At 59.3% G+C, this 13793-nt stretch carries 11 protein-coding genes; 3 read left to right on the top strand and 8 right to left on the bottom strand.

Annotated features, from left to right (window positions below):
• Nucleotides 1-25: 25 nt before the first annotated feature.
• From B7L15_RS09375 to B7L15_RS09360, 4 genes are all read right to left on the bottom strand, one after another.
• Nucleotides 26-2353 (bottom strand): bifunctional diguanylate cyclase/phosphodiesterase, encoded by a 2328-nt coding sequence (locus B7L15_RS09375; protein WP_085918717.1) that lies wholly within the window; start codon nt 2351-2353, stop codon nt 26-28.
• A 36-nt stretch (nt 2354-2389) separates the two neighbouring features.
• Nucleotides 2390-3061, bottom strand: a complete 672-nt coding sequence (locus tag B7L15_RS09370; protein ID WP_085918716.1) for a Cupredoxin — start codon at nt 3059-3061, stop codon at nt 2390-2392.
• A gap of 118 nt (nt 3062-3179) precedes the next feature.
• Complete coding sequence (locus tag B7L15_RS09365) at nt 3180-3743, bottom strand: transglycosylase SLT domain-containing protein (RefSeq protein ID WP_254902908.1); 564 nt, start codon at nt 3741-3743, stop codon at nt 3180-3182.
• Nucleotides 3744-3768: 25 nt separating this feature from the next.
• Nucleotides 3769-5505: a proline--tRNA ligase gene (locus B7L15_RS09360; protein WP_085918714.1), complete on the bottom strand. Its 1737-nt coding sequence runs from the start codon at nt 5503-5505 to the stop codon at nt 3769-3771.
• Nucleotides 5506-5686: 181 nt separating this feature from the next.
• Here B7L15_RS09360 and B7L15_RS09355 point away from each other — a divergent pair, with 181 nt between their 5' ends.
• On the top strand, nt 5687-6121 hold the full coding sequence (locus B7L15_RS09355; protein ID WP_085918713.1) for a hypothetical protein: 435 nt from the start codon (nt 5687-5689) through the stop codon (nt 6119-6121).
• A gap of 35 nt (nt 6122-6156) precedes the next feature.
• On the opposite strand, the gene B7L15_RS09350 is transcribed toward B7L15_RS09355, so the two are convergent.
• Together B7L15_RS09350 and B7L15_RS09345 are read right to left on the bottom strand one after the other, a co-directional pair.
• Nucleotides 6157-7344, bottom strand: coding sequence for a benzoate/H(+) symporter BenE family transporter (locus tag B7L15_RS09350; protein ID WP_085918712.1), 1188 nt, complete (start codon nt 7342-7344; stop codon nt 6157-6159).
• A gap of 130 nt (nt 7345-7474) precedes the next feature.
• The gene (locus B7L15_RS09345) at nt 7475-8890 is read right to left on the bottom strand and encodes an amidase (RefSeq protein ID WP_085918711.1); all 1416 of its coding nucleotides are present in this window, start codon (nt 8888-8890) and stop codon (nt 7475-7477) included.
• 168 nt (nt 8891-9058) lie between these two features.
• Between B7L15_RS09345 and B7L15_RS09340 the strand changes: the two genes are divergently transcribed.
• Complete coding sequence (locus B7L15_RS09340) at nt 9059-9643, top strand: helix-turn-helix domain-containing protein (RefSeq protein WP_085918710.1); 585 nt, start codon at nt 9059-9061, stop codon at nt 9641-9643.
• On the opposite strand, the gene B7L15_RS09335 is transcribed toward B7L15_RS09340, so the two are convergent.
• A complete protein-coding gene (locus B7L15_RS09335; RefSeq protein WP_085918709.1) occupies nt 9604-10377 on the bottom strand; it encodes a glycerophosphodiester phosphodiesterase family protein in 774 nt (257 codons plus the stop codon). The two genes, B7L15_RS09340 and B7L15_RS09335, sit on opposite strands and share 40 nt — an antisense overlap.
• A gap of 141 nt (nt 10378-10518) precedes the next feature.
• On the opposite strand from B7L15_RS09335, the gene B7L15_RS09330 reads away from it, so the two are divergent.
• On the top strand, nt 10519-11496 hold the full coding sequence (locus tag B7L15_RS09330; protein WP_085918809.1) for an NADPH:quinone reductase: 978 nt from the start codon (nt 10519-10521) through the stop codon (nt 11494-11496).
• A 70-nt stretch (nt 11497-11566) separates the two neighbouring features.
• On the opposite strand, the gene B7L15_RS09325 is transcribed toward B7L15_RS09330, so the two are convergent.
• Nucleotides 11567-13765, bottom strand: coding sequence for a TRAP transporter large permease subunit (locus tag B7L15_RS09325; protein WP_085918708.1), 2199 nt, complete (start codon nt 13763-13765; stop codon nt 11567-11569).
• Between the last annotated feature and the right edge of the window lie 28 nt (nt 13766-13793).

The following is a 13793-nucleotide window of genomic DNA, read 5'->3' as shown; positions in this document are numbered from 1 at the left end:
ACAGGCTCTCTCGGTAAGCACGCGGTTAATGCGTGAAGGTGAAGATTTCGGTGCTTTTCAGCCAGGGGATTACCTGGTCGCTCGGCATGGGTTTGGCGATCCAGTAGCCTTGTAGATAGTCGCAGCCCAAGTCATTCAGCAAGGCGGCGCTAGCCGCATTTTCAACCCCTTCGGCAACAATGCTCAGCCCTAGGCTGTGACCCATCTCGATCGTCGAACGTACAATCGTCAGGTCGTCTTCCTGGGAGTCGAGCTTGAGCACAAAGGACTTGTCGATCTTGAGCTCGTTAACCGGCAATCGCTTGATCTGTGCCAGGGACGAATACCCGGTGCCATAGTCGTCTATCGCGATGGACACGCCGAGGCGGCTCAGCTCATCCAGCGTTCTGGCAGCGGCATTGATGTCCTGCATGACGGCACTTTCAGTAACCTCCAGGCTCAATTGATCCGCTGCTAAATCATGGCGCGCCAGCAACTCGGCTAACTGCCCCGGAAGTTCGGGGTCGGTGACATCGCTGGCGGATAAATTGACAGCCACGCTGATTCGAGAGCCTTGTTGCTGCCACTGTTGGAGCTGTGAGGTTATGTGTTCAAGCATCCACTGGCTAAGCTTGCGAATATTTCCCGAGCGCTCGGCCAGGCCAATGAACTCATCCGGGGGCACAAAACCAAGCGAAGGGTGCCGCCAACGCATCAGTGCTTCAAACTGGCATACCTCCCCATCACGCGTTGCCACTTTGGGTTGATAGGCCATCCAAAGCTGATTGTTGCTCACTGCATCGCGGAGATCATGAATCAGCGTCAGCTGGCGCAAGTGGCGTTCGTCCTGGCCTTCGGCGTAACGCTGGTGGGCATCCGGGTGATGACGTGCCATATCGAGAGCAATATCGGCGCGCCGGAGCAGCAACTGGGCCTTCGCACCGTGTGCTGGATAACTCACTTCACCCGCGGCCAGTGAAATGCCGATTGACGAATTATCCAGGTCGATGGGCGTTGAGAGTGCTGCGAGTTCACTGATGCGCCAGTTTGGCGTGGTGTCAGGTTGATTGATCAGCAGTAAGAATTCGTCGCTGGCCAAGCGATAGGCGGATTGAATAGGAGATGTCAGCGCTTTCATACGGTGGGCAAGGGTTACCAGCACATGATCGCCCAGTTCGTAGCCGAAGGTATCGTTGATGTTGCGAAAGTCTTTAATGGCCAGGCGCAGCAGGGTGAAGGGGTGACCGTCGTCTATGCGGGCATTGATGTCTTCCAGGGCGCTGATGCGATTGGGCAAATCGGTGAGCAGGTCATGGCGTGACTGATGCCGCAGGATCGCTTCACGTTCGGCAATATCGTCTTGCATCGAGCGCAGCGTCCCCGCGAGCAGCCCGGTTTCACTTTGGGATGATTCTGCTGGGACGTCAGTGACCCGTTCGCCTTGACCAATCCGTCTGGCAACGTCGGCCAGCGCGACGAGCGGGCGGCTGATGCTACGGGCACTCCAGGCCGCAATAGCGATTGTGAACAGCAATATAAGTGCCACGATAATGACTAGCTGCCACTGTAGGTCGTCGTAGGCGGCTAGTAATTCGTTACGTGACAGCTGAATGAGCGCGAACGTTTGATTCCTTGAGTCCTTATATAGCTCGCTCGCATAGGTCAGATAACCATCGTCAGGCGTCATCTGACTGGTTTCTGAGTACGCCCCTGCCTCAGCTGCATTATTGAACTGACTTAATGGCTCGGCTGCTTTTTGGGAATGCGAACTGGCTAGATACGTTGATGTCTGGTCAGAGGTGTAATTGACCACGCTGATTTCCAGGCCGGTGAGGGCATTGATTTCCTCGACGACGGCGTCGTCAATCAAAAAGCCCATGCCCACCCAGCCAATCACGTTGGGCGCTTGTACCGGCAACATGACAAGCTCGTAGGGCTGTCCATCAGCAATCACGACGCTGAACGCAGAACCCTGCTGGCGAGCGGTTTCAAACAGTTCGGGAAAGGGCATGGGCCTTTGTGAGGGATGATGGCTGCTGGCAAGCAGTTGGCCGTCCAGGTCGCTTAACAGCACGATGTCGGCATCAGCCCGAGTACCGTGATTAACTAATACCGACTGTAGCGTTTCACGATCCTGGGAGGCGACCGCGCTTTTAAAGCCAAAATCATCGGCCAGAATCGCCACGTTATCGTGTAGCTGATCGCCGCGTCTTTCGAGTAGTTGGTCGAGAACACGGGCTCCCACCTCAAGGCGTTGAGTACCCTTGGCCAGGGCATCTTGCTGAGTGGCGCGCAGAAACGCCAGGCCAGTGGCCAGCTGTGAGACCACCACCACGGTTAACAGCACGAGCATCAAACGGGTACGAAAGCGCATATCGTTGTTATCTGGCCCTCAAGTTGTCGCTAGGCACTAGGTGGCCTCTCTGAAACGTTGCTGCAACGGCGACGGCTTTTCGGGTGGCTTCGGGGTGGCGCGCAGTTCCAGAGGGACCGACAACTGCTCGGTTGGGGCAATTTCGCCTTCCCACCAGCGCTGCTGGCTATCGTGGAGGCGTTGATGCCAAACCCTTACGCGATGCTGGCCGGGTGGCATTGATGGCAGGATGACCTGTCCGTTGTTATCGGTCATGGCATAAAAAGGGGCATCGCTGACCACTATAAAGGCCTGCATGTGATCGTGAATGTTACATCCCAGCACCACCACGCCAGGCGTATCAAAATGAACGGGCGGTGGCGTTTCGTTCAGATAAAGATTGAGATCAAAGGTTTTGGCGTCGGAAAAAGAAAATACATGGTGACGTGTCGTGTCTTCGTTGGGAAATGTTACCTGGCTATTCACCGGGATTGTCAGCACCTCGGGGTGAAAAGCCGCACCGCGCTGATAAATTTGCTTTACGCTGGTATCGCGCGATGCCGAGTATGGAAAATAGACTTCCACCACGGCATTGCTCAGCGGTTCACCATTGCTGTCGGATACGCTGATACGGGTATCACTGGCAAGCGTATCAGGGCTGACACTGAGAAGAACAAGCGAGGCGCCGCCGCATAAAAGCGCCCAATACGCACGTTTGAGATACACCATAAGCATCCTTGGTTAGCAGAGCCGGATATCGAACCACTATCATGCGAGTTTATGTCAGGAAAGTCATGCCACTTACTTAACGATAGGCTCACAGATATACCACACGCAGGTATCAGACTTATCGCCAGTGGTCACGCCAGGTACGCAGTACCCGTTCTGGATACCAGGTTTTGCCTAAGCTGCCGTTGTAACGTGCCAACGCCCGGGTAAAGTCGCCCTGTTCGACGGCGAGGTAGTGGGCGAGGATGGTGCAGCCATAGCGCAGATTGCGGTTTGGGTTCGTCAAGTCATCCATCGGCAACCCCAGTTCTTTGATCCAAAACGGCATGACCTGCATGAGGCCCACAGCGCCCGCGGACGATACGGCTTGTTTATCAAAGCCGCTTTCCACGTGAATCAATGCCAGAACAAGCTCGGGCGGCAGCCTGGCAAGACGTGCCTCCTGGTAGACTTGGGTAAGCAGCTTGCGGCGCTCGGCTGGCTCGCTGATAAAGTCAGCCAGGTCGGTGTCCATACGCTGTCGCCACTGGCGCATCAGCCATTGCTGTTGAGGTGTCTGATGGCGCTGATGGGTATCCGCCAAGGTCGGGCGAAGAGGCCCGGGTAGTGGCTCCTCGGCCTTGACCGGTGGGCCTAAGAAGAGACTGGCGGCCAGGCAGGCCGCCAGTGTTGGCCGTGACAATGGCCGGGCGATGCATGTTGAGCGTCTATTGAGCAGCCGGGGCAAGGCCGGCCTTTTCTCGAAGGAAGTCAATAATCTGCTCGGCAGGCACCATGGTGGCATCGCTGTCACGGCGGCCTTTGTATTCGAGTTCGCCGTTGTCCAGGCTGCGGTCGCCAATGACCAGGCGATGGGGGATGCCCATGAGTTCCAGGTCGGCAAATTTAACCCCGGGACGCGTGTCGCGGTCATCCAGTAACACATCCAGGCCAGCGGCACTGAGCGCTTGGTAAAGGCGCTCAGACTCTTCGCGCACCCGCTGCGACTTGTGAGCGTTCATGGGGACGAGCGCAACCTGGAAAGGCGCTATGGCGTTGGGCCAAATGATACCGGCATCATCATGATTCTGCTCGATAGCGGCGGCCACCACACGGGTAATGCCAATGCCATAGCAACCCATCCAGGGGTGGCTGGTTTTACCATTATCGCCGAGCACGTTGGCATTCATGGCTTGCGAGTATTTTTGGCCCAATTGGAAGACGTGGCCCACTTCGATACCGCGCTTGATCGAGAGCGTGCCTTGTCCGTCGGGTGAGGGGTCACCATCAACCACATTGCGCAGGTCGGCAATCTCGGGCAAGGGCGTGTCGCGTTCCCAGTTGATACCGAAATAGTGTTTGTCATCGGTATTGGCACCGGCTCCAAAATCGCTCATCAATGCCACGCTGCGGTCGATGATGATGGGCAGATCTAAGCCTACCGGGCCAAGGGAGCCAGGGCCTGCACCAACCACGGCGCGAATTTCTTCCTCGCTGGCCATGGTCAATGGTGTTGCCACTTGGGGAAGGTTTTCCGCCTTGACTTCGTTCAGTTCGTGGTCACCGCGCACCAGCAGGGCGATGAGTTGGCCATCGGCACCCTTCACGATCAGCGTTTTGATGGTTTTCTCGATGGGCAGGCCAAACTGCTCGACCAGTGCCGCAATGGTTTTAGCGTCTGGCGTGTCGACCAGACGCATGTCTTCTCTGGGGGCTTCGCGCAAGGCGTCACTACCCAGCGGTGCAGGTATTGCCTCGGCTTTTTCCATATTGGCGGCATAATCCGAGCCATCGGAAAACACGATATCGTCCTCGCCCGAGTCGGCCAGGACGTGAAACTCATGCGAACCCGTACCACCGATCGAACCGTTGTCGGCGATCACCGGGCGGAAGTCGAGGCCCAAACGGTTGAAGATGCGCGTATAGGCATCGTACATACCCTGGTAAGTTTCCTTGAGCGATGTCTCGTCCAGATGGAAGGAGTAGGCATCTTTCATGATGAATTCCCGCGAACGCATGACCCCGAAGCGTGGGCGAATCTCGTCGCGGAACTTGGTCTGAATCTGGTAGAAATTGATCGGCAGCTGTTTGTAGCTGGCGATTTCTTTACGCACCAGATCTGTGATGACTTCCTCGTGGGTGGGGCCAACGCAGTAATCGCGGGCGTGGCGGTCTTTCAAGCGTAAAAGTTCAGGACCGTACTCCTCCCAGCGCCCGGATTCCTGCCAGAGCTCGGCTGGCTGAACCGCAGGCATCAACACTTCCTGGGCGCCAGCGTTGTTCATTTCCTCGCGCACGATGGTTTCCACTTTACGCAGCGTGCGCAAACCAAGCGGCAGCCAGGTATAAAGGCCCGAGGTGAGACGGCGGATCATGCCCGCGCGTAGCATGAGCTGGTGGCTGATCACCTCGGCGTCCGCCGGGGTTTCTTTCAAGGTGGCAATGAGTAGTTGGCTGGCGCGCATGGGCGAGAGCATTCCTTGTTGATGGGGTGGACCCGTTATCATTCGTTGGGACATTGTACGGCCAAGCGGTTAAGGCGGCAAAATTGCGCTGAGATTACCCGCGCTGACTTATCCGTTCGGTGTGCTAAAATCATCCCGTTTTAACCCTATATACAATCGATTATCAACGGGGAGACCCTGCATGCAACGCACAGTTAACCAGTGGTTGAAGGGGGCCGTCATTGGCGCGGCGGTTGTCGCCATCAGCGGTTGCGGGACGCTTTTTCACCCGGAAAGGAAAGGTCAGTTGGGTGGCGATATTGATCCTGCCGTAGCGGTGGCCAATGGCGTTGGACTGCTTTTCTTTATTGTCCCCGGCGTGATTGCCTACGCGGTGGATTTCTCTAATGGCACGATCTATCTACCCAGCCGGACCAACAGCGATATCGAGATGCAGTCGCTGGGTGACGACATGGACATAGCGTCGCTGGAAAAAGTGTTGTCTGAGCAGGCAGGGAAGCCGGTGGCGCTGAAGAATGAATTGGTCAAGGTTGAACAAGTGGATAGCCTTGAAGAGGCGCTGGCCATGGTGCGCATGTCGGGCGTGATGGATGACGATCGCCTCTCGGCCATGTAGTCACGCCTGCCAGCAAAGACCAGGCGCCAGACGCATCAGCGTCGTCTGGCGATGAGATGGCGGGTGACCATCCCGGCGATCAGTCCCCAGAAGGCGCCGCCGATGCCCAGCAGGGTAATGCCCGACCCGGCGAACAGAAACGTCACCAGCGCGGCGTCGCGTTCGTCGGGCTTCGAGAACGCATCGGCCAGCCCGCTGCTCAACGTTCCCAGCAGGGCAATGCCCGCCACGACCGCCACCATGGCCCCGGGTAGCGCGGCAAACAGCGCCGTGACGGTGGCCGCAAAGACCCCCAGCAGCAGATACAACAGCCCGGCGACGATGCCGGCCGGGTAGCGGCGCCTGGGATCCGGGTGGGCATCCGGGCCGGTACACACGGCGGCGCTGATGGCGGCCATGTTAAGTGCGTAACCGCCGAAGGGCGCCAGGGCCAGGGTAGCGCCGCCGGTCGCTACCAACAGCGGCGAGCTGTTTGGCGTATAGCCGGCGGCGTTCAGCACGGCCATGCCCGGAACGTTCTGGGTGGCCATGGTGATGATAAACAGCGGAATTGCCACGCTGATCAGCGTCGCCAGAGAAAACTCAGGCGTCATGAGTACTGGCAGGGTAGGCGACAGCGGCAGGCCCTCAATCGCCAGCTGACCCTGCAGAATGGCCCAGATAATGCCGGTCAACACCACGCCGGGTACGGCAAGCGTCGGCCAGAAGCGCCGCCCGATGCCCCACGCGGCCAGCAGCGCCAGGGGCATGAGCCAGTGCTGCTCGAGCCGGGTAAAAATCTCCAGGCCGAAATTGAGCAGGATGCCCGCCAGCATGGCCGAGGCCAGGCTGCTCGGGATATGCCGCATCAGCCGTTCGAACACACCGGTGAGGCCACACAGGGTGATCAACCCCGCCGATACGATGAAGGCGCCAATCGCCTCCCCCAGCGGCACGCCTGGCAGGTTGGTCGCCAGAAACGCTGCCCCGGGCGTCGACCAGGCGGTCACCAGCGGCATGCGGTAACGCCACGATAGCCCCAGCGACGTCAGCCCGACGCCAATGCCCAGCGCCCACAGCCAGGAACTGGTCTGGGCGCTAGAGGCGCCGGCGGCTGAGGCCGCCTGAAAGATGATCGCCGCTGAACTTGTGTAGCCAATAAGTACCGCGACAATACCCGCCGTCACGTTGGAGAGCGAGATATCGCGCTTGAGACATGGGGTATCGGAAGAAGGCGTCGGCATGGCAGTGACTCGTTCGCGGCTGGCGTCTGGAAAAACGCTCAGCCGCGTCAATGAGGCCGAGCGTTATAACGTACAAATCAGCCTATCATCGTGCGCTATAACGCACAACGGTGGTGAGTACTGCGCCTTTTCATGCGAACTGTGAGGGATTGGGCACGGTGGGAAAGCGCGGCGGGTGCGCTTCCATGAAGGCATGGCAGGCGCGCAGCACCCGTACGTCGTCGAACTTGCCGCCCGCCAGTTGGAAACCCACCGGCAGCCCGTTGTCGGTAAACCCGCAGGGCACCGAGGCAGCGGGCTGCTGGCTGAGGTTGAACGGGTAGGAAAAAGGCGCCCACTCTTCCCAGTCGCCCATCCCGCTGCCCGGCGGCACCTCCTGATTGACTTCGAACGGCAGGACGGCCACGGCCGGGGTCATGATGAGGTGATAGTGCTGGTTGAAGTGCTCGAGCTCCCGGGTCAGCAGGGCACGATCCGACAGCGCACGGAAGAGGTCGAGGGCGTTCCACGCCTCGGCCTCGCGGGCGTTGGCCACCATGCCGGGGTCCAGCTGCTCGCGCTGGGATGGAGTCATCTGCCGCCATTGATCCAGGGAGGCGGTAAACCAGATCTTGCGAAAGGTATCCAGCGGCGAGGAAAACCCGGGGTCCACCTCGACGATCTCCGCCCCCAGCGCTTCCATTTTCTGAGCGGCCTCTTTTACCCGGCTGGCAACTTGCGGGTCAACGTCGGCGTAGCCCAGATCGGCCGAATAGCCAATGCGTAATCCCGTAAGGTCCTTGTCGAGGTCGGCACCCCAGCAGTCAGGCTGCCCTCGGGTGGCGTAGGGGTCGCGGTAGTCGTAGCGGCCCATCACATCGAGCATGCTCACCGCATCGCGCACCGAACGCGTCAACGGCCCGAGATGCGAAAGGGTCGGTTCCTTGGCAGGCGGCCACTGGGGCGTCCAGCCGAAGGTGGGCTTGAAGCCGAAAACGCCGGTAAAGGCAGCGGGAATACGAATAGACCCACCCGAGTCACCGCCCTGGTGCAGCACGCCCATGTTGAGAGCGGCGGCCGCGGCGGCACCGCCCGACGACCCTCCGGGGGTGAGGCGCGTGTCCCAGGGGTTATTAGTGGCGCCAAACACGCGGTTATCGGTAACGGCTTTCCAGCCAAATTCGGGCGTATTGGTTTTGCCGAGAAAAATCGCCCCGGCCTCACGCAGCATGCGCGCCGGGGGCGCATCGGTATCGCAACGTTCATCGGACGTCGTCAATGACCCCGCGCGGCAGGGCATACCGGCCACCTCGGTCAAATCCTTCATCGATACAGGAATGCCATCAATCGGGCTAAGTGGTTTGCCCTGGCCCCAGCGCCGGGCCGACGCTTTCGCGGCTTGCTCGGCGCCCTCAGCATCCACATGGATGTAGGCGTTGACGTCCCCGTTGAATTGGTCAATGCGTGCCAACGCTGCACGCGTCGCCTCCAGTGGAGACGCCTGGCGTGTTTCGAAGAGCTGCCTGAGGGTTTGCGCATCCATGGCGCCGAGGTCTGTATCACTCATGTCGCTGTCCTTGTTGGTCATGGCTCAAAAGGGCTAAATAGAGCCTAGTGGACGGGGCGGTCAGCGTCTAACCGGCCTCCGCGTATTACTTAACATCAACGTCAGTGGCTGGTACATGTCCTGTGATAAGTGGTGGGCAAAAAACGCCACGTACCTAAGGAGCGTTTTATGACTGCTGAGCCTCACACTCTGGCGGCGCATATCGCCGCGACCGTGAAGCAACTGCGCCGTGAGCGTGGCTGGAGCCTGACCCGTACGGCGGAGGCCACCGGCGTCAGTAAAGCCATGCTGGGCCAGATCGAGCGGGGCGAGTCGAGCCCGACCATTGCCACGCTGTGGCGGATGGCCAGCGGCTTTCGCGTATCGTTTTCCAGCCTGTTTGATGCGGGGGCAGAGGTGGAGGCCAGGCCGCCGCATCCGCCCACCTGGCAGGATAGCGCCGGGATGCAGGCGCAGGTGCTGTTTGCCTACGACCCGCTACTCGGGTTTGAAATGCTGGCGATCGAGCTGGCGCCGAATTGCGCCAGCGAATCGGCACCCCACGCGCCCGGCGTGGTGGAGCATATCGTGGTGATCGAGGGCACCATGGCGCTGCGCATCGACGACGCCTGGCAAACGGTGACGGCGGGCCAGGGCGTTCGTTTCGCCGCTGACCGGCCGCATGTCATGCGTAATGACGGCGATACACCGCTACGCTTTCACGACGTCATCCATTATCTGCCGTGTGCGGCGCTGGCCGAGGCCGATAAATAACGCTGGAAGGCCTCGGGTTCATCGGTGATCGCGCTGGCAGGCCCCCAGGCCCAGAGCGGGTGGAAGGCGTGGGGATCGTTGGGGGTATAGCAGAGCAGCACATAGCCCGCCTGCACAATGGCGTCCGCCTGTGCGGGCTTCAGGCGGCCCCAGTGGACATGAAGGCTGAACGCCTCGATCTCGGCGCACAGTGTCCGCCAATCCTTGGGCAGGCGGTTGACCAGCAAGCCGAGCGCCAGCTTGTCGGCCGTTGCAAAGGAGCGGCTGTGGCGTAGCGCCGTTTGATCAAAAGACGACAGTACAAGCCGCTCGGCGGGCAAGGCCTCGAGCACGGCTGGCAGAACGCGGTCGACCAGCGCGATGGGGTCGTGGCCGCGATTGACCTTGAGTTCCAGATTGACGCCCATCCCCAGCTTGTTGAGCAGTGCCAGCATGGCCTCAAGGCTTGCCATCCTTTCCCTTTCGAAAGCCTTGCCAAACCAGCGGCCGACATCGAGGGTCTGTGCCTGGGGCCAGGTCATGCGGCGCAGCCTGCCGCGGCCGTCTGAACAGCGCGCGACGTCGGCATCGTGCCAGATCACGGGCGTGCCGTCCCCCAGCAACTGAACGTCGAGCTCAACCCAGTCAACCCCGGCCTGATGGGCGGCGCGGACGGCCGCAAGGGTGTTTTCCGGGGCGGCGGCAGAGTAGCCGCGGTGGGCAATTAACGTGGGCAGTGAAATAGCAGGGTGCATTAGCAATGTTCCGTTAGCCGTCGGCGATCAACAAATCCCAGTCTAGCATGGGGGGTATGACAACCGCGTTGCGCTGCCGGGCCGATAGCGTTAGCTTGACCACTACCCAATAAAAAGGAGTTCCCTGTGTCCCAAGAACATGTGTCTCAACGAATTCAATTTGCTCGCACCGGCGGTTCAGAGGTGCTCGAACTGGTGGATGTGACACCGGCGGCACCTGCCGCTGGCGAAGTCCGTGTTGCCAACGAGGCGGTTGGCCTCAACTTTATTGATATTTACTTCCGTACCGGGCTTTACCCGGCGCCTTCTTTGCCTTCGGGCCTGGGTACCGAAGGTGCCGGTATTGTGGATGCGGTGGGTGAAGGTGTTACCCATCTGAAAGAGGGCGATCGGGTCGCGTATGCCCAGGGGCCACTCGGCGCCTACGCCGAGTTGCATACGCTACCGGCTTCCAAAGTCGTCAAGCTGCCGGACTTCATTAATTTTGAAACCGCCGCGGCCAGCATGCTCAAAGGGCTGACGGTGCAGTACCTGCTGCGCCAGACCTATGAACTCAAGGGCGGCGAAACGATTTTATTTCATGCCGCCGCCGGTGGCGTTGGTTCGATCGCCTGCCAGTGGGCCAAGGCGCTGGGCGTCAAGCTGATTGGGACCGTCAGCTCACAGGAGAAAGCCGACCTTGCCATGGCCAATGGTGCCTGGGCGACCATCAACTACACCCAGGAAGACGTGGTCGACCGTGTGCGCGAACTCACCAACGGCGAGATGTGCGACGTGGTCTACGACTCGGTAGGCAAGGATACCTGGGAAATGTCGCTGAACTGCCTCAAGCCGCGCGCCTTGATGGTCAGCTTTGGCAACGCATCAGGCCCCGTCGACGGTGTGAACATCGGTATTCTCAACCAGAAAGGTTCGCTATTCGTGACACGCCCGAGCTTGAACGGCTACGCGGATACCCGTGAGCGCTTCGAGATGATGTGCGAGGATTTCTTTGCCATGTTGGAAAGCGGCAAGATCAAAATTGATGTGGCCAACCGCTACCCGCTTAAAGATGTGGGCCTCGCCCAGGACGCGCTGCAAAGCCGCAAGACCACCGGCTCCACGGTGCTGCTGCCCTGAGGTTGCCGCCCCGGAACGAAAACCGCCCTCGCTGAGCGAGGGCGGCAGAAGGGCGAACGGTCAAGCGTGGTTAGCCGTAGGCCAGGTTGGGGAGCCAGGTGACCAGTGCCGGAAAGAGAATGACCAGCAGTAGTCCCAGCGCCTGAATGCCCAGGAATGGGAAGGACGAGCGGAATATCTGCGCCATGGTGATATGAGGTGGGCAGACCCCCTTGATATAGAAGAGCGCATAGCCGAACGGCGGACTAAGGAACGACATCTGCATGTTGACCAGGTAGATGACGCCGAACCAAAGCGAAACATCCGCGGCGTCGACACCGGGCAGGCCAAACACGCCATCGAAGGTCATTCCCTTGATCAACGGCACGAAGATCGGCACCGCCAGCAGCAGGATGCCGACCCAGTCGAGGAACATGCCCAGGGCTACCAGCAGTACCATCATCACCATCAGCACCGCATAGGGACCCAGTCCCGCGCCGGAGATCAGCTCCTGCACGAACGTCTGTCCGCCCTGCAGGATGTAGAAGCCGACGAAGATGCTGGCGCCGAAGATGATCCACATCACCATGGCAGAGGCGACCAGCGTGGTCATGCAGGCGGCGTGCAGGTTGGGCCAGGTCAGGCGCTTGTGCATGGCCGCGACCACCAGGGCACCGAAGGTACCGATACCCGCTGCCTCCACGGGCGTTGCGATGCCAGTAAAGATGATGCCGAGTACCAGTATCACCAGCACGATGGGCGCCAGCATGTTGCGCAACAGGCGGAGCTTCTCTTTTGTATCAACACGGTCTTCAACCGGCATTGGCGGGGCCATCTTGACGTTCAGCGTTCCTCGCATCCAGCAGTAGAAGCCATACATGAAGGCGAGCAGCAAGCCTGGAATCAGCGAGCCGAGGTAGAGCTCACCCACTGACTGCTGGGCGATAACGCCGTAGATGATCGCCAGGATCGAGGGCGGGATAAGGATGCCCAGGGTGCCGCCGGCCATGATCGACCCGATGGCAATTTCCGGATCGTAATTGCGCTTGAGCATCGCTGGGAGGGCAATCAGACCCATGGTTACCACTGCCGCCCCAATCACGCCGACCATCGCTGCCAGAAGCGTTGAGGCAATAATCGTGGCAATGGCCAAACCTGCCTTGAGGCCGCCCATCCACTTGTAGACGACGTCGAACAGCTCTTCGATGATCCCGGCTTTCTCAAGGACTGACGCCATGAAGATGAACAGCGGAATGGCTGAAAGCTGATAGTTGGTCATCATCGGGAAAATGCGCGATGGCATCAGGTTGAGCATCGCCTGATCGCCAACCGTATACAGGAATACCACCCCTAGGCCACCGGTGACGAAGGCCAATGGCAGGCCTGCGACCAGCACCACCATCAGCGAACCGAACATGACCAATGTCAGGGCCCCGATGCCGAATGAGCTTAGGCTACCTGAAATGCTACCTGCCAGACTCTCGTAGTCGGTGACGGCGATATTGACCATCTCGAACAACAGCCAAGCCGCCAGAATGGCGGCGATAACCACCATCACGCGTGCGAAGGTTCGGCTACCCTCATGTAAGCGCCAGTGGTACCGATACGCCTGAATGTCCCGAATCAGTTGGCCGAACCCCTGTAGCAACAGCAGCAGTGCGCCAAAGAAGAGCATGAATTTCACCGGATAGAACTGGATGGCCCATTCGGTGAAAGAGGTCTCATTGGAATAGCTGGACCCAAAGAAGTACGCGTCGCTCACCGACTGGGAGAAGAACGTCCAGCCGGTCGTTAGTAAAGCGAGGGTGAAGATGAAGAAGAATATCGAGGTGACAATATCCAGTGCCGCTCGGTTGAGGGGCCTTGCCCGACTGTACAGGATATCGACGCGAACATGTCCACCTTCGCGAAGCGCATAAGCACCGGCAATCAGGTACTGCATGCCGAACATTAACGTCATCGACTCATGGGCCCAGTTAGTCGGCGAGTTGAAGGCATAGCGTACGAGTACTTCGTAGGCGAAGATGAAAGGAGCAATCAGCGCCCAATAGGCCACATAACGGCCGGAAAAGCCGGAAAGACGGTCGACAATGGTCGTAAATACGTTGCCTGGCGGTTGATAGGCGACATTGGTGGCTTCACCTGCAGGTATCTCGGCGGTGTCGCCGCCGCTGACCGTGGCACCTCGACGGAAGCTACGGTCGACGAAAAACATGACCACCAGTGGCAAAAGCAACAGCACTGACCAGTATAGCCAGTGCGGAAGAACGAATTCGATATCAAGATTCATGGACACTCCTCCGTGACACCATCACCTC

Source organism: Halomonas sp. CSM-2 (assembly GCF_002119345.1).
Classification (GTDB): domain Bacteria; phylum Pseudomonadota; class Gammaproteobacteria; order Pseudomonadales; family Halomonadaceae; genus Vreelandella; species Vreelandella janggokensis.
This window is presented reverse-complemented; position numbering and strand designations above follow the sequence as displayed.

Coding starts and splice junctions, on each gene's coding strand:
- B7L15_RS09375 (WP_085918717.1), bottom strand. CDS start 2,353: ATGCGCTTTCGTACCCGTTTGATGCTCGTGCTGTTAACCGTGGTGGTG.
- B7L15_RS09370 (WP_085918716.1), bottom strand. CDS start 3,061: ATGGTGTATCTCAAACGTGCGTATTGGGCGCTTTTATGCGGCGGCGCC.
- B7L15_RS09360 (WP_085918714.1), bottom strand. CDS start 5,505: ATGCGCGCCAGCCAACTACTCATTGCCACCTTGAAAGAAACCCCGGCG.
- B7L15_RS09355 (WP_085918713.1), top strand. CDS start 5,687: ATGCAACGCACAGTTAACCAGTGGTTGAAGGGGGCCGTCATTGGCGCG.
- B7L15_RS09350 (WP_085918712.1), bottom strand. CDS start 7,344: ATGCCGACGCCTTCTTCCGATACCCCATGTCTCAAGCGCGATATCTCG.
- B7L15_RS09345 (WP_085918711.1), bottom strand. CDS start 8,890: ATGAGTGATACAGACCTCGGCGCCATGGATGCGCAAACCCTCAGGCAG.
- B7L15_RS09340 (WP_085918710.1), top strand. CDS start 9,059: ATGACTGCTGAGCCTCACACTCTGGCGGCGCATATCGCCGCGACCGTG.
- B7L15_RS09335 (WP_085918709.1), bottom strand. CDS start 10,377: ATGCACCCTGCTATTTCACTGCCCACGTTAATTGCCCACCGCGGCTAC.
- B7L15_RS09325 (WP_085918708.1), bottom strand. CDS start 13,765: ATGAATCTTGATATCGAATTCGTTCTTCCGCACTGGCTATACTGGTCA.